General features: G+C 55.2%; 20 protein-coding genes. All 20 read left to right on the top strand.

Translation table 11 applies throughout. From position 1 onward, the window contains the following. The first annotated feature begins 397 nt into the window (after window positions 1-397). Window positions 398-2,560, top strand: coding sequence for a TonB-dependent receptor plug domain-containing protein (locus WDB70_RS13830; protein ID WP_406665325.1), 2,163 nt, complete (start codon window positions 398-400; stop codon window positions 2,558-2,560). After that, a complete protein-coding gene (locus tag WDB70_RS13825) occupies window positions 2,560-3,006 on the top strand; it encodes a TlpA family protein disulfide reductase (RefSeq protein ID WP_406665323.1) in 447 nt (148 codons plus the stop codon). Before WDB70_RS13830 ends, WDB70_RS13825 begins: the two co-directional genes overlap by 1 nt. A gap of 170 nt (window positions 3,007-3,176) precedes the next feature. Beyond that, entirely contained in the window at window positions 3,177-5,201 is a 2,025-nt protein-coding gene (locus WDB70_RS13820; RefSeq protein ID WP_406665321.1) for an FUSC family protein, read from the top strand. Between the two features lie 34 nt (window positions 5,202-5,235). Further along, on the top strand, window positions 5,236-5,664 hold the full coding sequence (gene mioC, locus WDB70_RS13815; RefSeq protein WP_406665319.1) for an FMN-binding protein MioC: 429 nt from the start codon (window positions 5,236-5,238) through the stop codon (window positions 5,662-5,664). Window positions 5,665-6,037: 373 nt separating this feature from the next. Further along, window positions 6,038-7,933, top strand: a complete 1,896-nt coding sequence (gene mnmG, locus WDB70_RS13810; RefSeq protein WP_406665317.1) for a tRNA uridine-5-carboxymethylaminomethyl(34) synthesis enzyme MnmG — start codon at window positions 6,038-6,040, stop codon at window positions 7,931-7,933. After that, window positions 7,926-8,558, top strand: a complete 633-nt coding sequence (rsmG, locus tag WDB70_RS13805; protein WP_406668113.1) for a 16S rRNA (guanine(527)-N(7))-methyltransferase RsmG — start codon at window positions 7,926-7,928, stop codon at window positions 8,556-8,558. Before mnmG ends, rsmG begins: the two co-directional genes overlap by 8 nt. Before the next feature lie 9 nt (window positions 8,559-8,567). After that, on the top strand, window positions 8,568-9,368 hold the full coding sequence (locus WDB70_RS13800) for a ParA family protein (RefSeq protein WP_406665315.1): 801 nt from the start codon (window positions 8,568-8,570) through the stop codon (window positions 9,366-9,368). 15 nt (window positions 9,369-9,383) lie between these two features. Continuing rightward, window positions 9,384-10,286, top strand: coding sequence for a ParB/RepB/Spo0J family partition protein (locus WDB70_RS13795; RefSeq protein WP_406665313.1), 903 nt, complete (start codon window positions 9,384-9,386; stop codon window positions 10,284-10,286). Between the two features lie 369 nt (window positions 10,287-10,655). After that, window positions 10,656-11,039: an ATP synthase subunit I gene (locus tag WDB70_RS13790; protein WP_406665311.1), complete on the top strand. Its 384-nt coding sequence runs from the start codon at window positions 10,656-10,658 to the stop codon at window positions 11,037-11,039. 12 nt (window positions 11,040-11,051) lie between these two features. After that, window positions 11,052-11,849, top strand: coding sequence for a F0F1 ATP synthase subunit A (gene atpB, locus WDB70_RS13785; protein WP_406665309.1), 798 nt, complete (start codon window positions 11,052-11,054; stop codon window positions 11,847-11,849). Between the two features lie 51 nt (window positions 11,850-11,900). Beyond that, window positions 11,901-12,161 (top strand): F0F1 ATP synthase subunit C, encoded by a 261-nt coding sequence (gene atpE, locus WDB70_RS13780; protein ID WP_406665307.1) that lies wholly within the window; start codon window positions 11,901-11,903, stop codon window positions 12,159-12,161. Window positions 12,162-12,207: 46 nt separating this feature from the next. After that, the gene (gene atpF / locus WDB70_RS13775; RefSeq protein ID WP_406665305.1) at window positions 12,208-12,678 is read left to right on the top strand and encodes a F0F1 ATP synthase subunit B; all 471 of its coding nucleotides are present in this window, start codon (window positions 12,208-12,210) and stop codon (window positions 12,676-12,678) included. An 11-nt stretch (window positions 12,679-12,689) separates the two neighbouring features. Continuing rightward, window positions 12,690-13,223, top strand: coding sequence for a F0F1 ATP synthase subunit delta (gene atpH / locus WDB70_RS13770; protein WP_406665303.1), 534 nt, complete (start codon window positions 12,690-12,692; stop codon window positions 13,221-13,223). Between the two features lie 14 nt (window positions 13,224-13,237). Beyond that, window positions 13,238-14,779, top strand: coding sequence for a F0F1 ATP synthase subunit alpha (gene atpA / locus WDB70_RS13765; RefSeq protein WP_406665301.1), 1,542 nt, complete (start codon window positions 13,238-13,240; stop codon window positions 14,777-14,779). Between the two features lie 50 nt (window positions 14,780-14,829). Further along, window positions 14,830-15,690 (top strand): F0F1 ATP synthase subunit gamma, encoded by an 861-nt coding sequence (gene atpG, locus WDB70_RS13760; protein WP_406665299.1) that lies wholly within the window; start codon window positions 14,830-14,832, stop codon window positions 15,688-15,690. 36 nt (window positions 15,691-15,726) lie between these two features. Then, window positions 15,727-17,139 carry a F0F1 ATP synthase subunit beta gene (gene atpD, locus WDB70_RS13755; RefSeq protein WP_406665297.1) on the top strand — a complete coding sequence of 471 codons (1,413 nt, stop codon included), beginning with the start codon at window positions 15,727-15,729 and terminating at the stop codon, window positions 17,137-17,139. 12 nt (window positions 17,140-17,151) lie between these two features. After that, entirely contained in the window at window positions 17,152-17,571 is a 420-nt protein-coding gene (locus tag WDB70_RS13750) for a F0F1 ATP synthase subunit epsilon (protein ID WP_406665295.1), read from the top strand. A gap of 86 nt (window positions 17,572-17,657) precedes the next feature. After that, a complete protein-coding gene (gene glmU, locus WDB70_RS13745; protein ID WP_406665293.1) occupies window positions 17,658-19,019 on the top strand; it encodes a bifunctional UDP-N-acetylglucosamine diphosphorylase/glucosamine-1-phosphate N-acetyltransferase GlmU in 1,362 nt (453 codons plus the stop codon). 88 nt (window positions 19,020-19,107) lie between these two features. Next, window positions 19,108-19,881, top strand: coding sequence for a DeoR/GlpR family DNA-binding transcription regulator (locus tag WDB70_RS13740; protein WP_406665291.1), 774 nt, complete (start codon window positions 19,108-19,110; stop codon window positions 19,879-19,881). A gap of 2 nt (window positions 19,882-19,883) precedes the next feature. Next, complete coding sequence (gene glmS, locus WDB70_RS13735; RefSeq protein ID WP_406665290.1) at window positions 19,884-21,689, top strand: glutamine--fructose-6-phosphate transaminase (isomerizing); 1,806 nt, start codon at window positions 19,884-19,886, stop codon at window positions 21,687-21,689. Window positions 21,690-21,708: the final 19 nt, after the last annotated feature.

The raw sequence follows: 21,708 nt of genomic DNA, 5'->3' as shown, positions 1-21,708 counted from the left end.
GACGGGTGAAATCGCAGCTGAATGTAAGATCACAAGGGTATAGGACTCGAACCTAGGACATTTAGTTGATCAAATGGGAAGCGTGACGCTCCCTCATAATCTATCGACTACTGGCTGGGAATAAATATGTTGTATGTGGGGTGGTTACACGGATAGGCCGAGCCACCGATGGAAACACTGCACGATAGTAGAAACCCGTGATAGACCTCTCAAGATGCTGTTTTAGTTACTTTTACCCCAAGTGCCCCCCGGAAAGTCACTAACGTATTGAAGCCAATAGATTCTTTACATTCTGTATCGGCAAGTAGTGGTGATACAGATTAAACACAAATACGGTTGATAACCATTATCAACAACATTACTATGAGCGCCGTTTAGTTTAACGGAGCTCATTGCCATGCGTTCGCTGTTCACCCTGCTACCTGCTGTCACTGTACTGCCTGCTTTGCCGGTACTGGCAAACAATATCGACAATACCTCTACAGCCAAGCCAGAGGTGATCACTGTCACTGGTGTTCGCCAGCGCCTTGAACAGGCTGGCAGCCTGGCCAATACCATCATCAAAACAGAGGTGATTGGCGAGCAGCGGATTGCCCGTCAGAACGCAGTTAACCTGACTGAGGCTATTGATAGCTCACCGGGAGTGAAGGTCTCTAACGAGTGTTCCATGTGCGGCGTCAAGCGCATCATGCTCAACGGCATGAAAGGGGAACAAACCACCCTCTTGGTCGATGGCCTGCCGGTTCATACCATGATTTCTGGCTATTACGCGGTGGACGCTATTCCTACCACCGGCATCAGCCGGATTGAGGTGGCACGCGGTGCCGGGGCTTCTTTGATCGCTCCGGAAGCCATTGGTGGCACCATTAATATTGTCAGCCTCACCCCCTACGACAACGGCGCCAGCCTGGAACTGGCCAGTGGCAGCGACGGCTACCGCAAGCTGGCCCTGCTGGGTAAAGGTGTCAGTGACAATGGCCGCACCCGCGGTACGCTGGTGGCGCAGTACGATAACCGCGATCAGGTGGACAAGGATCACAACAACGTCAATGAAGCGCCTCAGCAGAGTAACCGTACCCTGGTGGCCAGGGTGTCCCATGACATCGGTGACTTTGACAACATTGTTGTGCGCGTAGCCAACACCGAATCGGAAATATTTGGTGGGCCAATGTTGGGCCGTACTTTTGCCGATGGCCAGGCCGCCAGCATTGGCAGTGTGCTGGCCAGTTTTGATGGCCAGGCAAGTGCGCCCAGCCAGCTGTTTGCCGACGGCGATGTTCGCCACCGTTACATCGGTAAGGCCTGGGAAACCACCGAATGGATCAAGACCCAACGTAACGAAGCCTCGCTGGCACTGCTAAAAGAAATCAACAGCCGCTGGAACCTGCATCTGGCAGTAAGCTATGCCGACCACAATCAGGACTCTTTCTACGAAGGCTTTGATTACAGCGCCAAGGACTACATGCTGTTTTTTGATGCCCGGGCCAACTATGTGGCATCAGACCAGCACCTGCTGACTTTCGGTGCCGACCGTCGTGACGAACGCATGCGTTCTTTTTCCAAAGCCGGCAGCGCCAATCCGGACTATGTCTCAGACGCCTTTAATTACGTCGTCAACGGCCTTTACGGCCAGGATACCTGGCATCCCAATGCAGCATTGGAAGTGGCCATGGCCTTGCGGATTGATCAGATCACCGCTGATTTTATCGACCCGGCCAAGCCCGGTGTTGAGCTCGCAAAAACCATTGTCTCGCCACGTATCGACCTGCGCTACCACCACACCCCGCTGTGGACCTCACGATTATCTCTAGGCCGCGGCTACCGGGCGCCACTGTCTTTTTTTGAAACCGACCACGGTATTCTCGACAGCGCCTTGGGCTTTCACATTGATATTCACGATGTCGAACGCTCTGATTCGGTTACCTATTCTCTGAACTATCAGGGCCAACGCCTCACTGCCACTGCGGCGGTGGCATGGACTGCTGTTGATAACCTGGCCGCACTGACAGCTGACGCCAATGGCGTTCCACTGCTGCATCAGCTGAATAAGCGTGGCTCGGTTGTCACTACCGACATCGCTATTGGTTATGATCTGGGTAATGGCCTCAGTGCAAACCTGACTGCCGAGCATTTTGATCACAGTCAGGTGTTTAAATCGTCCTACGCCATCGCACCGGTGGAAAACCGCATAAATGCCAGCCTGGACTGGGATATTGCCGGCTGGGATCTCTACGCTAGCTGGAGCTGGGTAGGGGCTCGCGACTTGGCTCAGTATGGCTATGATGGCTACAACCGGATCTTTAGCGACGGTAATGTCGACCCGGCCAGTAAAAAAACACTAGATGCCCCGGCTTACAGCACGGTTGATGTGCGAGCCGCCTACCAGCTTAACGATACTGCCGAGCTTTATGTCGGTGCCACCAACCTGTTTGATCATACCCAGGCTGGCGATGAAGACTCGCCACTCTTTTATGGGCCCGCAGGCGGCTTTGATGTTGCCTATATCTATGGCCCGCTGCGGGGTCGTGAAGTCTATGCTGGCCTGAAGATAAGCTTCTGATGAAACATCTGATCTGGCTACTGGCTCTGCTCAGTGCTCCCTTAGCAGCATCAATGTACGATTTTCGCCACCAGGATCTGCGTACCGGCCAGATACAGACTCTGGCAGGCTACCGGGGGCATGACACTTTGCTGCTGTTTTTTGAGCCGCAATGTAGGTGGTGCGCCCGCCAGGCTAAGGTTCTGCAACAGCTAAAACAGCAATGTCCGCATCTGAAGCAAGTCGCCATGGGTATCAATGGCAACCTGCCGGCTCTGCGCCAGGCCATGTTTTCCCTGGGGATCAGCAGCCGTGGCTTTAAGCCGGATCCGGCGCTGCTGGTGCAGCTGGGCGGTATTCCGGCAACACCAGTCATGCTAATGATGAACGCGCAGGGGCAGTTGGTCAGCGGTTTTCGTGGTTTTGTGCCACTGACCAAGCTGAAACCTCAGCTATGCGCGGCCTAAGTGGTCTTCGCAATTGGCATTTGCTGAAAAAATGGCACAATCAGCAGGCCTTCGTTGTAGCCACAACAGGTTCATTTCATTTGCAAAGTTGGGGATTAGCTCACGGCCATGAATAACAGCACCAGCCGCAAGGGCTTGCCGGTCATTGCCAACAGGCTTTGGGGCTGCAGATGCAGCTGAGCGCATTGGTGCCAAACCGTTACACCCTGCGCTATGCCATCAAAGGGGTCATTGCCATGGCGCTGGCGCTGTCGGTGGCCATCAGCCTTGGCCTTGATCGCCCTTACTGGGCATTGATTTCTGCCGTTTTTTTACAGATCCGGCCAGAAAGCGGTTTGGTGATAGAAAAAGCCCTGTGTCAGATGGCCGGTACTCTGGTTGGCGGCCTGGCCGGCATTGCCATGCTGATGACACTGGGCCAGCACCTGGCCTGGCTGATGGCGGCGCTGACACTCTGGATTGGCCTCAATGCCGCTGCCTCCGCCATGGTACACAGAGTCAATTTTATCTATGCCTATGCCATTGCGGCAGTTACCGCCACCCTGGTTGCCATTCTCAGCCTGATCCACCCTGACGGCCTGAACCAACAAGTCATACTCGATACCGCCTGGGCACGGGCCAGTGAAATTGTTGTTGGTGCCTTGTGTGCCAGCACCGTCAGCCTGCTGTTATGGCCGGTTAGGGTAAAAACCATTCTGCGCCATCACGCTAAACGGGTAGTCAATAAAACCCTTGAATATCTTGCTGTAGAACTCGATACCAACGGTACTCACGATCAGCGTCATACGCACATTGACGGTATTTTTGAATCCCTGATCACCCTTAATGATGATTCCAGTGCCGTGGTCTACGAGAGTCCGGAAGGCCGTGGCCGGGCCAGGGCGGCCAATCTGCTTTGCCAAAAAGTGTTATCGCTACTGGCCATCATCCAGATTTTTGGCCGCTTTCGCCGTAACCACCCGCAACTGCTAAGCCAGTCACAGCATCAGTTATTGGATGATATGCACCACAGTTTCAAGGCCATGGCAGCAGCAGAAAATGGCCCCCAGGCGATGGTGCTTTTACGCCAGTTACGCCGCCAGTTGCTGCATTATCGTGCCGGCCAGGTAACCCGGGTACCCATCCAGGCCCGGCTTATTCATACCAGCATGGAAATGGTCAATGAACTGATGGTGCTGTTAAAGGCTTTTGATGCCATCAACACCCGCAATCGCATTAACCTCAAGGCTCCCAGCTTAGGTAACTATAAAGATCCTTTGCTGGGGGTTCTGACTGGTTTTCGCAGCGCTTTGGTTTTTGCCGTTGGCGCCTTAACCTGGGCGCTAAGCGGCTGGCCTGGGGCTGTGGTGATGATGGTATTACCGGTTACCTTTTCGGTGATGTTTGCCAGGCTAACCTCGCCAAACATGCCGCTGGCCAAGCTGTTGGCCGGTAGCCTTTTGGCCGTGCCGGTGGCTTGGTTATTTGGCCTGCCACTACTTAGCCACTACCCCGGGCAATTGCCGGTATTGCTGCTGGTCATGGGCGTCCCCTTTTTCTTTGGGCTAGTGGCCATGGCACAACAAAACCGGCTGCAATATGGCATTGGCTTTTGTATTCCCTACACATTACTGATCATGCCGGGCGCCAGCCACGGCGTAACGCTCTCTCATGGCGCCAGCGCTTTGGGCATCGTTGTGGGCATGTTGCTGTTGTACGGCACCTTCTGGCTGCTGGCCCCTCCCGGCAGCACCTTGATGCAGCGACGGTTGCTGGCGGCCAGTGCCGGCGATCTGACCCGTTTGCAGCTGCACCGGGACCCACCCCTGTGGTTTAACGGCCGTATGGCAGAGCGGTTGATGCGTTTGGCACAGCTTGAGCAGACCAAACCCTTGGGGCAACGTTACCTTACCGATCTGGGGCTAACCTGCCTGAACCTTGGCCATGTGACCCTGCGCTTGCACCGCCAGCTGGCGCACACCCACGACCCTCGCATTAAAGCGCTGCTAAAACGCTGGCAACAGGTATTGGCCAGCGCTTTTTTGGCTGCCACCGAGGGCCGTATTGAACCGCAGTTTCGCCGTACCAGCCACCTGCTGGTGCGGGCTATCGCCAAATCAGGCCAGGCCGACCTGCAACTGGATGTGATTGAAGGCACTATGACGCGGCTGGCACTGACACTGGAACGTACCGCCAATACCAGCACATTAGGGTAAAATATCCTCCCACCCCAGAACCATGAAAGGTCACATGGATACTGTACATCTGATCGTCGGCTCAACCCTCGGCGCCGCTGAATACGTCGCCGATGCCCTGGCCACAGAACTTGCTAACCGTGGCATCAATCACCACCTGTACCTGGAACCTCAGCTGGTCCAGCTACCGCCACAAGGGTACTGGCTCTTGGTCAGCTCAACCCATGGTGCCGGTGAACTCCCCGACAATATCCAGCCATTTGCCGCAGAACTGGCTACCGAACCTGATCTCAGTGCTGTGAAGTACGCCGTTTTCGCACTGGGCGACTCCAGCTACGATACTTTCTGTGAAGGTGGTAAAACCCTGGATACCTTGATGCAAACCGCGGGTGCCAGCCGGTTATGGCCGATGATCACGCTTGATGTACTGGACGAAACCCTGCCGGAAGATCGTGCTGTTGCTTATCTGATCGAGCAAATTTGAATGCACAATCACCGATCTTTATTCACTTTCTTTGTGGATAAACACCGATCTAACCGGTGTAAAACCTCTACTTACACACTGAATAAGATCAAGTGCCGCCATGCCCTGTGCATAAAGTAGCGATCTGATCCCAGCTAATACCGGCTGCGATCAACGGCTGTACACATGATCTGATCGCTAACAAGATCCTGCTTTTATTGATCTTTTAAGCCTTACCCACAGAAAACGGTGGATCTAATAGATCAAATAATAAGGATCTTTAAAAAAGATCTTTGATCTAATGATAGATCGCCGTGGTGATCCAACACTTGGTAGGGGCCAGTTCAGCAGGTACAATAACGCCCCTTTTTTATGGGCTGTACAGAGGTGTCAGATGGGACAAGCACAGCGTTTTGAAGTGATCGTGGTCGGTGGCGGGCATGCCGGTACCGAAGCGGCGCTGGCAGCTGCCCGTATGGGTGTAGCAACACTGCTGCTAACCCACAATATTGATACCCTCGGGCAAATGTCCTGCAACCCGGCGATCGGCGGGATCGGTAAAGGTCATCTGGTAAAGGAAGTTGATGCCTTGGGTGGCCTGATGGCAGAAGCGATCGATCACGCCGGGATCCAGTTTCGTACCCTCAATGCTTCAAAAGGCCCTGCCGTTCGAGCTACCCGTGCTCAGGCTGATCGCGCGCTTTACAAAGCCTATGTACGCTCGGCACTGGAAAATCAGCCGAATCTGACGTTGTTTCAGCAGCCCTGCACCGATCTGATCGTCGAAGGCGATCGCGTTGTCGGTGTACAAACCCAGATGGGACTGGCCTTTTATGCCCCCACTGTGGTGTTGACTGTGGGTACTTTCCTCGGCGGCCGCATTCATATCGGCATGGACAACTTTGCCGGTGGTCGAGCTGGCGATCCGCCGGCCAACGCTCTGGCACAGCGTTTACGGGAATTGCCGTTTCGGGTTGAACGGCTGAAAACTGGCACCCCACCAAGGCTTGATGCCCGTACCATTGATTTTTCCCAGCTTCAGGAGCAGCCGGGTGATACTCCAACGCCGGTATTCTCTTTTCTTGGTAGCGCCGCCCAGCATCCGCAGCAGATCCCCTGTTATATCGCACACACCAGTGAAGCAAGCCACCAGGTGATCCGTGATAACCTCCATCGCAGCCCCATGTATGCCGGTGTGATTGAAGGTATTGGGCCTCGTTATTGCCCGTCTATTGAAGATAAAATTGTCCGTTTTGCTGACAAGCAAAGCCACCAGATCTTTTTGGAGCCGGAAGGGCTTAGCACTCACGAGATCTACCCCAACGGTATATCCACCTCCCTGCCCTTTGATGTGCAGCTGGCGATCGTACAATCGATCAAGGGCCTGGAGCAGGCGCATATTACCCGCCCCGGTTACGCCATCGAGTATGACTTTTTCGATCCGCGGGATCTCAAAACCACTCTGGAAACCAAGTTTATCCAGGGGCTGTTCTTTGCTGGCCAGATCAACGGTACCACCGGTTACGAAGAAGCCGCTGCTCAGGGGCTCATTGCCGGCCTCAATGCGGCCCGCCAAGCTCGAGGCGAAGAAGGCTGGAGCCCGCATCGCTCAGAAGCTTACGCCGGTGTGCTGATTGACGACCTGACCACTTTGGGAACCAAAGAACCGTACCGGATGTTTACCAGCCGCGCCGAGTACCGATTATTGCTGCGAGAAGACAATGCAGATCTGCGTTTGACTGCCAAAGGCCGCGAACTGGGCCTGGTTGATGACCGGCGCTGGGCTGCTTTTAATGAAAAAGTTGAGTTGATTGAACAGGAAGCGCAGCGTTTGCGGGCCAGTTTCGCCCACCCGGGCAGCCCCCAGGTAGAGCAACTTAATGCCTTACTGAAAAATCCGCTGACCCGTGAGCACAATCTCGAAGAATTATTACGGCGCCCGGAAATGACCTACCCGGCGTTGATGAGCATTGACGGTTTTGGCCCTGGCCTGGCCCATGCTCAGGCCGCCGAGCAGGTGGAAACACAAATCAAATACGCCGGTTATATCGAACGCCAGAAGGATGAAATCGATAAAATCCTGCGTAATGAGCATACCCTGCTGCCAGCACAGCTGGATTACCAGCAGGTAAAGGGGCTTTCCAACGAGGTAATTGCCAAGCTCAATGATGTGCGCCCGCAAACCGTTGGTCAGGCATCGAGGATCTCCGGTATTACCCCGGCCGCCATTTCACTGCTGCTGGTCTATCTGAAAAAACAAGGATTGCTCAAACGTGAAGATGCTGCCTGAGCGCCTCAATGCCCTGCTGGCTGAGACTGAGCTGCAAGTAACCGAACCGCAGCGCCAGCAGTTGCTAGCCTTGGTAGCTGCGCTGCACAAGTGGAACAAGGCTTATAACCTGACTTCGGTGCGTGAGCCGTTAGAAATGCTCAGCAAGCACATACTCGACAGTTTGGTGGTAAGTCCTTACTTACCTGATGGCGCCTTGATTGATGTGGGTACAGGTCCGGGTTTGCCAGGTTTGCCGCTGGCTATTATCAACCCCGATAAACACTTTGTATTACTCGATTCACTGGGCAAGCGCATCCGCTTTATCCGCCAGACCTGTTTTGAATTGGGCATTGATAACGTCACGGCTATCCACAGTCGGGTGGAACAGCATCAGCCAGAAACGCCCTATGCAGCGGTACTGAGCCGGGCCTTTGCCAGTGTTCATGACATGCTGAGTTGGTGTGGCCACCTGACCGACGAAAGCGGTCAGTTTCTGGCGATGAAAGGACAGTTGCCTGAAAGTGAACTAAATACCCTGCCTGCCAATATCGCTGTGCGTCACGTCTATGAACTGAAGGTGCCGGGCCTGGATGGTCAGCGTCACCTTATCGCGCTAGGATACGCCAATACGTCAAACGGATAAGGGACCACTGTGGCCAGAGTCATCGCCATCGCCAATCAAAAAGGCGGAGTCGGCAAAACCACTACCAGTGTCAACCTGGCTGCCTCACTGGCAGCAACCAAACGCCGGGTACTACTGATCGATCTTGACCCCCAGGGCAATGCCACCATGGGCTCCGGGGTGGATAAATACGATGTTGGCAGTACCGTCTACGATCTGCTGGTTGATGAAAAACCCTTTGCTGATGTGGTTCAGACTGAAACGGCCGGTGGCTACGATCTGATCGCGGCCAACGGTGACGTGACTGCGGCCGAAGTGAAGATGATGGAGTTTTTCGCCCGTGAAGTGCGGCTGCGAAATGCCCTGGCTACGGTGCAAAGTGACTACGACTACGTTTTTATTGATTGTCCGCCATCGCTAAACCTGTTGACTGTCAATGCCCTGTCAGCGGCTGATTCGGTACTGGTACCGATGCAGTGCGAATACTATGCCCTGGAAGGGCTGACGTCATTGATGGACACCATCAGCAAGCTGGCTGCGGTGATTAACCCAGCGCTGCATATCGAAGGCATTTTGCGCACCATGTTTGATGCTCGCAACCGCCTGGCCAATGATGTGTCCGATCAGCTGAAAACGCATTTTGGCGACAAGCTGTACCGCACCGTGATCCCCCGCAATGTCAGGTTGGCCGAAGCCCCCAGCTTTGGTGCACCTGTCATGTACTACGATAAAGCCTCCAATGGTGCCAAGGCTTACTTGGCACTGGCGGGCGAGTTGTTACGCCGCCATGATGAAGATACCTCGGCGTTGCCGGCGGCCAGCGGACAGTAAGGGAATAGATAGAGCATGGTCAAAAAACCTCGCGGATTGGGCCGCGGTCTTGATGCTCTGCTGGCTACCAGCAGCAACAGCCGTGAATCACAACAGCAAAGCAATGACGAAGCCAATACCCCGCCGTTGCAGCGGGAACTGCGACGGTTGCCAGTAGAATGGCTCAAACCCGGTAAATATCAGCCGCGCCGTGATATGGCCGCTGATGCGTTGGAAGAGCTGGCCAGCTCCATTCGTGCCCAGGGGATTATTCAGCCGATAGTGGTGCGACCGCTAGCCGATGACGAGTTTGAAATCATTGCCGGTGAAAGGCGCTGGCGGGCCGCGCAAATGACCGAACTGGAGCAGGTACCCTGCGTGGTCAAGGCCGTGCCGGATGAAGCGGCTGTGGCCATCGCCTTGATTGAGAACATTCAGCGTGAAGATCTCAATGCTATGGAAGAGGCTGTGGCGCTGAAACGGCTGATGGGCGAATTTGAACTGACCCATCAGGAAGTCGCCGATGCAGTGGGTAAATCCCGGGCCGCTGTCACCAACCTGCTGCGTCTTAACTCCCTGAACGATGATGTCAAACGGCTGCTGGAGCACGGCGATATAGAAATGGGCCACGCCCGGGCGCTGTTGGCTCTGGGGGGAGAGAAGCAAAGTGATACCGCCCGAGTTGTTGCTGGCCGCGGCTTGTCCGTGCGGGAAACGGAAAAACTGGTCAAAAAAGTACTGGAAGGCAAGCCGGTCAAGGTAGAAAAGCCGGTTGACCCGGATATTCGCCGCTTGGAAACCACCTTATCGGAACGTTTTGGTGCCAAAGTCGCCATAAACAACGGCGCCCGTGGCAAAGGTAAAGTGGTGATTAACTACGGTTCGCTGGATGAACTTGACGGTATTCTCAGGCATCTGGGCGTTGATGCAGAGAATTAATGACGTATTAGCACCTTGAGTCAAAATTTGCTCATTAATAGTTAAAATGACAACTAAAAGCGCCGCCAAGGGCGCTTTTTTTTACTAACTAGCGGTTTTGTAGTAAAGCAACATCAATTTAACAATGGCGTAAGCCGTGCCATTGCTCACGGCGCTTCGAATGACTGTGATGATTGTGGTCTGTTGTCAGAAGTTTTAAGGAAAAAGCGGGGTTAAACCACAACAATACCTTAGTCTAAAAACCACTTTAAAAGACCTTGTTAAAGGGGTTCCTGATTTGCAATCAGATTGCAAAACGGTATACTTTCGCCAGTTTTTTTGGCACCTGGTAATAAAAGGCATTTTTTACGAGGTGAATGGAGCTAAATCGTGACTGACGCCCTGGCAGTAGCAGGCCGTAGAAAGGCCTACCAACTGGTCGTCACCCAGGCAACGCTGGTGGCCTTGGTTGTCATGATGGTGTTTTTAGTGTGGGGAGTCCGCCCCGGTTATTCCGCTTTGCTTGGCGGTTTGATAGCGGTACTGCCACACTGGGTGTTTGCCCGGCTGGCGTTTGCTCATGCCGGCGCACGCGCCGCCCGACAAGTGGTGAACGGCTTCTATAAAGGCGAAGCAGCCAAGATCGGGCTGACAATTTTGCTGTTTGTTGTTGTGCTCAAGTGGGTTCCCGTAGTGACGGGGGCCCTTTTTGCCACCTACGGGGTGGCATTGTTGGCACAATGGCTAGCACCGGTTTTGAATCAACGAAACTAAGTGGGACTAACCATGTCTGGTAACGCAACCATGACCTCGTCCAGTTACATTCAGCACCACCTGACCAACGCGCAGGTCGGTGAAGGGTTCTGGACCTGGAATATCGACACCCTCATTGTCTCGGCAGTGCTGGGTATCCTGTTCCTGGCAATCTTCCGGATGGTAGCCAAAAAGGCTGATACCGGCGTGCCGGGCAAGCTGCAATGCTTTGTGGAGATGATCATTGAGTTTGTTGACACCTCGGTGAAAGAAACCTTTCACGGCCGCTCCAAGCTCATTGCGCCGTTGGCGCTGACCATCTTCGTATGGATTTTCCTGATGAACTTCATGGACTTGATCCCGGTGGATTTTCTGCCGGTTCTGGTTCAGAAGGTTGCTGAGCTGTTCGGTGCCGACCCCAGCCACGTGTACTCTCGCGTGGTACCGACCACTGACCTCAACACCACTTTTGCGCTGTCGCTCGGTGTGTTCTTCCTGATGCTGTATTACACCGTTGCTATCAAGGGTGTCAGCGGCTTCGTCAAAGAGCTGACCATGCAACCCTTTAACAGCAAGTGGATGATCCCCTTCAACTTCCTGCTGGAGTCCGTAACGCTGCTGGCCAAGCCTATTTCGCTGTCACTGCGTCTGTTCGGTAACCTCTATGCTGGTGAGCTGATCTTTATCCTGATTGCCCTGCTGCCGTGGTACGGGCAGTGGCTGCTGTCGGTACCGTGGGCCATTTTCCACATTCTGATCATCACTTTGCAGGCGTTCATTTTCATGATGTTGACCATCGTGTATCTGAGCCTGGCCAGTGAAGACCATTAATTACGTTTTACTTTTGCTTTTAACCATTAACCATTAAGTCTGGAGAAAACTATGGAAACTATCGTTGGCTTTACCGCTATCGCTGTTGCGCTGCTGATCGGTATGGGTGCCCTGGGTACTGCTATCGGTTTTGGTCTGCTCGGTGGCAAGTTCCTGGAAAGCGCTGCTCGTCAGCCGGAACTGGCGCCGATGCTGCAGGTGAAAATGTTCATCGTAGCGGGTCTGCTGGATGCGGTAACCATGATTGGTGTTGGTCTGGCGCTGTTCTTCACCTTTGCCAACCCCTTCTTGTCTCAAGTTGCAGCAGGCTGATCCCAACGGAACCCCCTCCAACTTAACGACATAGAGGAGATCCGTTGTGAGTATCACCGCTACCCTCATTGGTCAGGCTATTGCCTTCATCATCTTCGTGCTGTTCTGCATGAAGTATGTTTGGCCACCCCTGATCAAGGCCATCGAAGATCGTCAGAAGAAAATTGCTGATGGTCTGGCCAGCGCTGACCGCGCCGCCAAGGATCTAGAACTGGCACAGGCCAAAGCGGCCGAAACCATTAAAGATGCCAAGGCTAACGCCAGCGCCATTATTGAACAAGCTAACAAGCGCAAGGCGCAGATCATCGAAGAGGCGCAAGCAGAAGCGCTGGCCGAGAAAGCAAAAATTGTTGCTTCTGGCCACGCCGAAGTAGATGCCGAGCGTGTGCGGGTGAAAGAAGACCTGCGCAAGCACGTTGCTGCTCTTGCTGTTTCCGGCGCTGAGAAGATTCTCGAGCGTTCCATTGACGAAGCTGCGCACCGCGACATTCTCGACAAGATTGTCGCCGAAGTGTGAAAGGGGGAGCCATGTCTGAGCTGACTACTGTTGCTCGTCCCTACGCCAAAGCGGCTTTTGAGTTTGCGGTTGAAAAAGCCGCCGTTGATCAATGGTCAGCGATGCTGACCTTTGCCGGCGAACTGGCCAAGCACGACAGAATGCAGGCGTTGTTCGCCAGCACCCTGGCGCCGGCCCAGCAAGCTGACGCCTTCATCGGCATCTGCGGTGAGCAACTGGACGCAAACGGCCAAAACCTGGTGAAGGTGATGGCTGAAAATGAACGCCTGCCGGCCTTGCCGGCGGTGGCAGCCCTGTTTGAAGCGCTGCGCCTTGAGCATAACCAGGAAGTAGAGGCCGATGTGTCATCTGCGACTGCCCTGAGTGATGCTGAACAAGGCAAGCTGGCGGCTGCCCTAGAGAAACGTCTCGCACGCAAAGTAAAGCTGAATTGCAGTGTCGACCCGGCCCTGATTTCCGGCACCCTGGTAAAAGTGGGTGACTTGGTAATCGACAGCTCCGTCAAAGGACAGCTGAGCCGCATGAATCACACGCTGCAGTCCTGATTGGGGAATAGAGCATGCAACTGAATTCCACCGAAATCGCCGAGCTGATCAAGTCTCGTATTGAGCAGTTCGACGTCGTCAGTGAAGCGCATGATGAGGGCACCATTGTTTCTGTGTCCGACGGCATCATCCGTGTTCACGGCCTCGCTGACGTCATGCAAGGCGAAATGATTGAACTGCCTGGCAACCGCTACGCCATCGCTCTGAACCTGGAGCGTGACTCTGTCGGTGCTGTGGTTATGGGTCCTTATGCTGACCTGGCCGAAGGCGTCAAGGTAAAGTCCACTGGTCGTATCCTGGAAGTACCGGTAGGCCGTGGCTTGCTGGGCCGTGTGGTTAACACCCTGGGTGAGCCGATTGATGGCAAAGGCCCTATCGAACACGATGGCTTTTCACCGGTTGAAGTGATTGCCCCGGGCGTTATCGACCGTCAGGGCGTCGACCAGCCACTGCAAACCGGCTATAAGGCTATTGATGCCATGGTACCGGTAGGCCGTGGTCAGCGTGAGCTGATCATCGGTGACCGTCAGGTGGGTAAAACCGCGCTGGCCATCGATGCCATCATCAACCAGAAAGATTCTGGCGTATACAGCGTTTACGTGGCGGTTGGCCAGAAGGCATCCACCATTGCTAACGTGGTTCGCAAGCTCGAAGAGCACGGCGCCCTGCAGAACACCATCGTGGTGGTGGCTTCTGCTTCTGAAGCGGCTGCCCTGCAATACCTGGCTCCGTATTCCGGTTGTGCCATGGGTGAGTACTTCCGTGACCGCGGTGAAGATGCCCTGATTGTTTATGATGACCTGTCCAAACAGGCCGTTGCTTACCGTCAGATCTCACTGCTGCTGCGCCGTCCGCCGGGCCGTGAAGCCTACCCGGGTGACGTTTTCTATCTGCACTCACGTCTGCTGGAGCGGGCCTCCCGCGTTAATGCCGACTACGTGGAAAAATTCACCAAGGGTGAAGTGAAAGGCAAAACCGGTTCTCTGACCGCCCTGCCGATCATCGAAACCCAGGCCGGTGACGTATCTGCGTTCGTACCGACCAACGTGATCTCCATTACCGACGGCCAGATCTTCCTGACCACCGACCTGTTCAACTCCGGCATCCGCCCGGCAGCTGACCCGGGTATTTCGGTATCGCGTGTTGGTGGTGCGGCACAGACCAAGATCATCAAGAAACTGTCCGGTGGTATTCGTACCGCTCTGGCGCAGTACCGTGAACTGGCAGCATTTGCCCAGTTTGCCTCTGATCTTGATGACGCCACTCGTCGCCAGCTGGATCACGGTCAGAAAGTCACTGAACTTCTGAAACAGAAGCAATACGCGCCGATGTCCGTTGCGGAAATGGCGGTTTCTCTGTTCGCAGCAGAAAAAGGCTATCTGGACGACGTTGAGGTCAACAAGGTGGTCGCCTTTGAAGACGCCCTGCTTTCCTACATGCGTAGTGAGAAGGCCGAGCTTCTGGCCAAGATCAATGTGAAAGGCGATTACAACGAAGAGATCGAGTCAGGCCTTAAGGCTGCCCTGAACGACTTCAAGGCAACTCAGACCTGGTAATTCGCCGGGCGGGTCAAACCCGCCCCCCGTGGATAACGGAGTAAAGCATTATGGCCGGCGCGAAAGAAATTAAAGGCAAGATCGCCAGCGTCAAGAGCACACAGAAAATCACCAAAGCCATGGAAATGGTGGCGGCCTCAAAAATGCGTCGCGCGCAAGAGCGCATGGCGCAGAGCCGTCCCTATGCCCAGGCCATTCGGCAGGTGATTGGCCATATTGCCCGTGGCAACCTCGAGTACAAACATCCCTACGTGGATGAGCGTGAGGCAAAACGGGTTGGCTACATTGTGGTCTCGACCGACCGTGGTCTTTGCGGCGGCCTGAACGTGAACCTGCTCAAAAAAGTCACGGCTGATGTTAGCCAGTGGCGTGAAAAAGGCGCAGAAGTGGACTTTGCCGTGATCGGCACCAAAGCCACTGCTTTTTTCAAACGTCATGGCGGCAACCTCCTTGCCCAGACCAGCGGTCTGGGTGATGAGCCAGCCCTGGCTGACCTGATTGGGTCCGTTCAGGTGATGTTGAAAGCATTTGATGAAGGTCGATTGGATCGGCTGTTCCTGGTGTTCAACAACTTTGTAAACACCATGAAGCAGGAGCCGAAAATCGACCAGCTGCTGCCGCTGCCCAAGTCCGATGACGACAGCTATGCCCACCGCTGGGATTACCTTTATGAAGGTGATCCGCGCGACCTGTTGGACACTCTCTGCAAACGTTATGTGGAGTCCCAGGTCTATCAGGGTGTCGTCGAAAACCTGGCTTGTGAGCAAGCAGCCCGGATGGTGGCCATGAAGGCGGCTACCGACAACGCTGGCAACCTTATCGACGAGTTACAACTGGTGTTCAACAAGGCCCGTCAGGCCGCGATCACCCAGGAACTCAGCGAAATTGTTGCCGGTGCGGCAGCCGTTTAAGGCATTCGTCCGAATTAATAGTTCAGAGGAAACATCATGAGTACAGGCAAGATCGTACAGGTCATCGGTGCTGTGGTGGACGTAGAGTTCCCGCAGAACGCTGTACCTCAGGTATACGAAGCCCTGAAACTCCAGGCAGACGGCCACGAGCTGGACGGCCTGGTATTTGAAGTCCAGCAGCAGCTGGGCGGCGGCGTGGTCCGCTGTATTGTTATGGGCCCGTCCGAAGGCCTCAAGCGTGGCATGGTGATGCAAGCCACCGGTGGCACCATTAAAGTGCCGGTAGGTACTTCTACCCTTGGCCGCATCATGGACGTGCTGGGTAATCCCATCGATGAGCAAGGCGAAATCGGTGAGCAGGAGCGTTGGTCTATCCACCGTGACGCCCCCAGCTACGAAGAACAGTCCAACAGCACCGAGCTGCTGGAAACCGGCATCAAGGTTATCGACCTGGTTTGCCCCTTTGCCAAGGGTGGTAAGGTTGGCCTGTTCGGTGGCGCCGGTGTAGGTAAGACCGTCAACATGATGGAACTTATCAACAACATCGCCACCCAGCACAGTGGTCTGTCAGTATTTGCCGGTGTTGGTGAACGGACCCGTGAAGGTAACGATTTCTACTATGAAATGCAGGACGCGGGCGTTATCAACGCTGACGACCTGAGCCAGTCCAAGGTAACCATGGTTTATGGCCAGATGAACGAGCCGCCGGGTAACCGTCTGCGCGTTGCTCTGACCGGTTTGACCATGGCTGAAAAATTCCGTGACGAAGGCCGTGACGTACTGTTCTTTGTGGATAACATCTACCGTTATACCCTGGCCGGTACCGAAGTATCCGCGCTGTTGGGCCGGATGCCGTCAGCGGTAGGCTATCAGCCGACCTTGGCTGAAGAGATGGGTGTACTGCAAGAGCGGATCACCTCCACCAAGACCGGTTCTATCACCTCCGTTCAGGCCGTTTACGTTCCTGCGGATGACTTGACTGACCCGTCACCAGCTACCACCTTCGCGCATTTGGATGCGACTGTGGTTCTGAGCCGTCAGATCGCCTCTTTGGGTATCTACCCGGCTGTTGACCCGCTGGATTCCACCAGCCGTCAGCTGGATCCGCTGGTGGTGGGTGAAGAGCACTACAACGTTGCCCGTGGTGTGCAAACCGTACTGCAACGTTACAAAGAGCTCAAAGACATCATCGCCATCCTCGGTATGGACGAGCTGTCAGAAGACGACAAGCGGACAGTAGCCCGCGCCCGTAAAATCGAGCGTTTCCTGTCTCAGCCGTTCTTCGTTGCAGAGGTCTTTACCGGTGCGCCAGGTAAATACGTTTCCTTGAAAGACACCATTCGTGGCTTCAAGGGCATCCTCGACGGTGAGTATGATCACATGCCTGAGCAGGCCTTCTATATGGTTGGTAGCATCGACGAGGCAGTCGAGAAAGCCGCTAAGCTCTAATAGGAGGAGCTCATGGCAGCGATGACGATACAGTTGGATGTGGTGAGTGCGGAGAAGAAAATCTTCTCCGGTCTCGTGGAAAGTATCCAGGTGTCCGGTGACTGGGGTGATTTGGGTGTGATGTACGGCCACGCGCCGCTACTGACCAAGCTCAAGCCCGGCGTCCTGCGTATGGTCAAACAGTTCGGCGACGAAGAACTGCTGTACCTGTCTGGCGGTGTACTTGAAGTGCAATCGGCAGGTGTTACCGTACTGGCTGATACCGTACTGCGTGGCAAGGACATTGATGCCGAAGCGGCGGAAGCGGCGCATCAGCAAGCACTGTCCTCAGTAACGTCCCACAGCCACGACTTCGACTATGCCGAAGCCATGGCCGTGCTGGCCCAGGCCGCTGCGAAGCTGCGGTTGCTGGAAATGCTCAAGCGCAAGTAACCACATCAGTGTGCAAAGGCGGCCAACTTGGCCGCCTTTTTGTTTTGGGCTATGCTGCCCGCCAACTGAGAAATTAGTAAGCCGTTATGGATCTGCACATCGTTATTCTCGCCGCCGGTAAAGGCACCCGTATGCGCTCAAGCCTGCCCAAGGTACTGCACCGGGTGGCACACAAGAGCATGGTCAAGCATGTGATTGATGCTGCTAATGCCGTCAATGCCGCCGGTGTGCATTTGGTGTACGGCCATGGCGGCGAACTGATGCGCGAACAGCTGGCGGGCGAGCAAGTCAGCTGGGCACTACAGGCCGAACAGTTGGGCACCGGCCATGCCGTGGCCCAGGCCATGCCCGCCGTGCCAGACGACGCAGTGGTACTGGTGCTGTACGGTGATGTGCCGCTGATCCGCCCGGCCACCCTCGAGGCTTTGCTGGCAGAGCGCCAGGCCGGTGGTGTGGCACTGCTGACCGTCACCCTCGATGACCCCAGCGGCTATGGCCGTATTTTGCGTGACAGCGGCCAGGTGGTGGGCATCCGTGAACAAAAAGATGCCAGTGCTGACGAACTGACCATTGGCGAAGTCAACACTGGCATCCTGGCTGCCGATGCGGCCGACTTAAAGCGCTGGCTGGGCAGCCTGTCCAATAACAATGCCCAGGGCGAATACTACCTGACCGACATCATTGCCATGGCCCACAGTGAAGGCAAAGCCATTACCAGCGGCCAGCCGCAAGACGCCATGGAAGTGGAAGGAGCCAATAACCGCGTGCAACTGGCAGCCCTGGAGCGGGCTTACCAGCAACGTCAGGCCGAACAGCTGATGCTGGCCGGCGCAACCCTGCGTGACCCGGCCCGCATTGATGTACGTGGCGAGGTCAGCGTTGGCGAAGATGTGCTGGTAGATGTAAACGTGATTTTTGAAGGTCGGGTGGTTATTGGCAATAACGTCACCATCGACAGTGGTTGCGTTCTTAAAGACTGCACCATCGCTGATGGTTGCCATATCAAGACCGGTTCCTTGATTGATGGTGCCACCCTTGGCCAGCATTGCACCGTTGGCCCTATGGCGCGGTTGCGCCCCGGTGCCCAGATGCACCACAACAGCCACGTCGGTAATTTTGTGGAAATGAAAAAGGCGGTGCTGGGCGAAGGCTCCAAGGCCAATCACCTGACTTACCTAGGTGACGCTGACATTGGCCAGAACGTCAATATTGGTGCCGGCACCATTACCTGCAACTACGACGGTGCCAACAAACACCAGACGTGTATTGATGACGGTGCCTTTATCGGCTCAAACAGTTCGCTGGTGGCGCCGGTCAATATTGGTAAAGGCGCTACAGTAGGGGCTGGCTCGACTATTGCCAAAGATGTTGCCGATGGCGAGCTGGCGGTGGCTCGGGGCCGGCAGCGCAATATAGCCAACTGGCAGCGGCCGGTGAAAAAAAGCTGAATGAAAGCGACCTGCGGGTCGCTTTTTTATTGGCCAGTGTTCAGGGGTTTGCTAGTATTTTCTTTCGTTTCGAAAGAACTTAACTTTCATGGCTAAACGTAACACCCTGCCGCGGCGCCACACCATAGTGCAAATACTGGCGGAGCAGGGCGAAGTATCGGTGGAGCAGCTGGCTCAGCATTTTGCCACCTCAGAAGTAACCATCCGCAAGGATCTCGCCGAATTGGAGCGTAATGGCCTGCTGTTGCGTCGTTATGGTGGCGCGGTGCCGGTGCCTACGGAGTTGGTGGTCAGCGGTATTGATCAGGAAGTTTCGAAACGAAAGCAAGCTATTGCCGAACTGGCCGCCAGCCGTATCCGCGACCACAACCGCATTATCATGGATTTTGGCTCCACCACCGCGGCGATGATCCCGCATTTCAGCCAAAAACGTGGCCTGGTGGTGATGACCAACAGCCTTAATATGGTGCAAGCCCTGCGTGAGCTGGAAAACGAGCCAACATTATTGATGACCGGTGGCACCTGGGATCCGCACAGCGAAGCCTTTCAGGGGCAAATGGCTGAGCAGGTGCTGCGGGCCTATGATTTTGACCAGTTATTTATCGGCTGTGATGGCATTGATCCGGCCCGTGGCACCACCACCTTCAATGAACTACTGGGGTTGTCTCGAGTTATGGCTGATGTCGCCCGGGAAGTGGTGGTGGTAGCGGAGGCCGACAAACTGGGCCGGCGCATACCCAATCTGGAACTGCCTTGGCAGGCCGTTTCTGTTCTTATTACCGATGACCGCCTGGACGCGGCGGCCAAATTACAAATTGAGGGTCAGGGCGTTACCGTGCTGCTGGCCCCAAGCAAGGAGTGATCATGTGTGGCATTGTTGGCGCTGTGGCGCAGCGTGATGTAGCAAATATTCTGGTAGAAGGCCTCAAGCGCCTGGAATACCGCGGTTATGATTCTGCCGGTGTAGCGGTATTAAATGACACTGGCGAGCTGGGCCGGTTGCGCCGTCTGGGTAAAGTACAGGCCCTGGCGGATGCGCTGCAAGCCACGCCTCTGGCGGGCGGTACCGGTATTGCTCATACCCGCTGGGCTACTCATGGCGTGCCTTCTGAGGCTAATGCCCACCCTCATGTTTCGGGCAATCGCCTGGCCGTGGTGCACAATGGCATCATCGAAAACCATGAAGTGCTGCGAGCGCGTCTACAAAACCTCGGCTACCAGTTCACCTCTGACACCGACACCGAAGTGATTGCCCATCTGGTACACCACGAACTGCAACAAGCAGATAGTTTGCTGGCAGCTGTGCAGGCGGCAGTCCGCCAGCTACACGGCGCTTACGGCATGGTGGTAATGGACCAGCAAGACCCCGAGCAACTTATTGCTGCCCGCAGCGGTAGCCCGCTGGTGATTGGTTTTGGCATTGGTGAAAACTTCCTGGCCTCAGACCAACTGGCGCTACTGCCGGTTACCCGCAAATTTGCCTTTCTTGAAGAAGGTGACGTGGCAAAAATCACCCGCCACCAAGTCACCATTTTTGATCAGAGCGGCCAGCAGGTGGAACGCGAAGCCAGCGAGACCGATCTCAAACATGACAGCGGTGACAAAGGCCCCTACCGCCACTACATGCTTAAGGAAATTCACGAGCAGCCCATCGCCATTCGCAACACCCTGGAGGGGCGCCTGGTTGGCGACAGCCTGCACCTGGATGAACTGGGTGACTTGAGCGACATTCAGCATGTGCAGATCATCGCCTGCGGTACCAGTTACCACGCCGGTATGACAGCCCGTTACTGGATTGAAGACATCGCCGGTATCAGCTGCAATGTGGAAATTGCCTCGGAGTTTCGTTACCGCAAGTCGGTAACCCGCCCCGGTTCACTGCTGGTCACCATCTCGCAAAGTGGCGAAACCGCAGACACCCTGGCCGCCCTGCGCCTGGCCAAGGAGATCGGCTACGCCCGCACCCTGACCATCTGTAACGTGCCGGGATCATCGCTGGTGCGTGAGTCCGACCTGGCATTGATGACCCGCGCCGGCGCCGAAATCGGCGTGGCCTCCACCAAGGCCTTTACCACCCAGCTCACCGCCCTGCTGCTGCTGACTGCCGCCCTGGGTAACGGCCGCAGCCAGCAAACCGCCATTGCCAGAGCCTTGCACAAACTGCCGGCACTGATTGAAAGCGCCCTGAATCTGGACAGCGACATTGAAGCACTGGCCGGGCGTTTCGCCGAAAAACACCACGCGCTGTTCCTGGGCCGTGGCGACCAATACCCCATCGCCATGGAAGGGGCGTTAAAACTCAAGGAAATCAGCTACATTCACGCCGAGGCCTATGCCGCAGGGGAACTCAAACACGGCCCTCTGGCACTGATTGACGCCGACATGCCGATCATCGTGGTAGCGCCCAACAACGACCTGGTAGAAAAGCTCAAATCCAACATCGAAGAAGTGCGCGCCCGTGGTGGCGAGTTCTATGTGTTCGCCGACAAAGACGCCGCCATTACCCCGGCGGCCAACATGCAGGTACTGGCGGTGCCGCACTGTGACGACATCCTCGCCCCTGTGCTTTACACCCTACCCCTGCAACTGCTGAGCTACCACGTCGCCATCATCAAAGGCACCGACGTAGATCAGCCTCGTAACCTGGCTAAATCCGTGACGGTTGAATAGGTCAGATTGCGCAATAATA

Origin of the sequence: Gallaecimonas aegicerasi (genome assembly GCF_045291545.1) — a bacterium.
GTDB lineage: Bacteria > Pseudomonadota > Gammaproteobacteria > Enterobacterales > Gallaecimonadaceae > Gallaecimonas.
The sequence above is the reverse complement of the archived record's forward strand: the minus strand, read 5'-3'. Positions and strand labels throughout refer to the sequence as shown.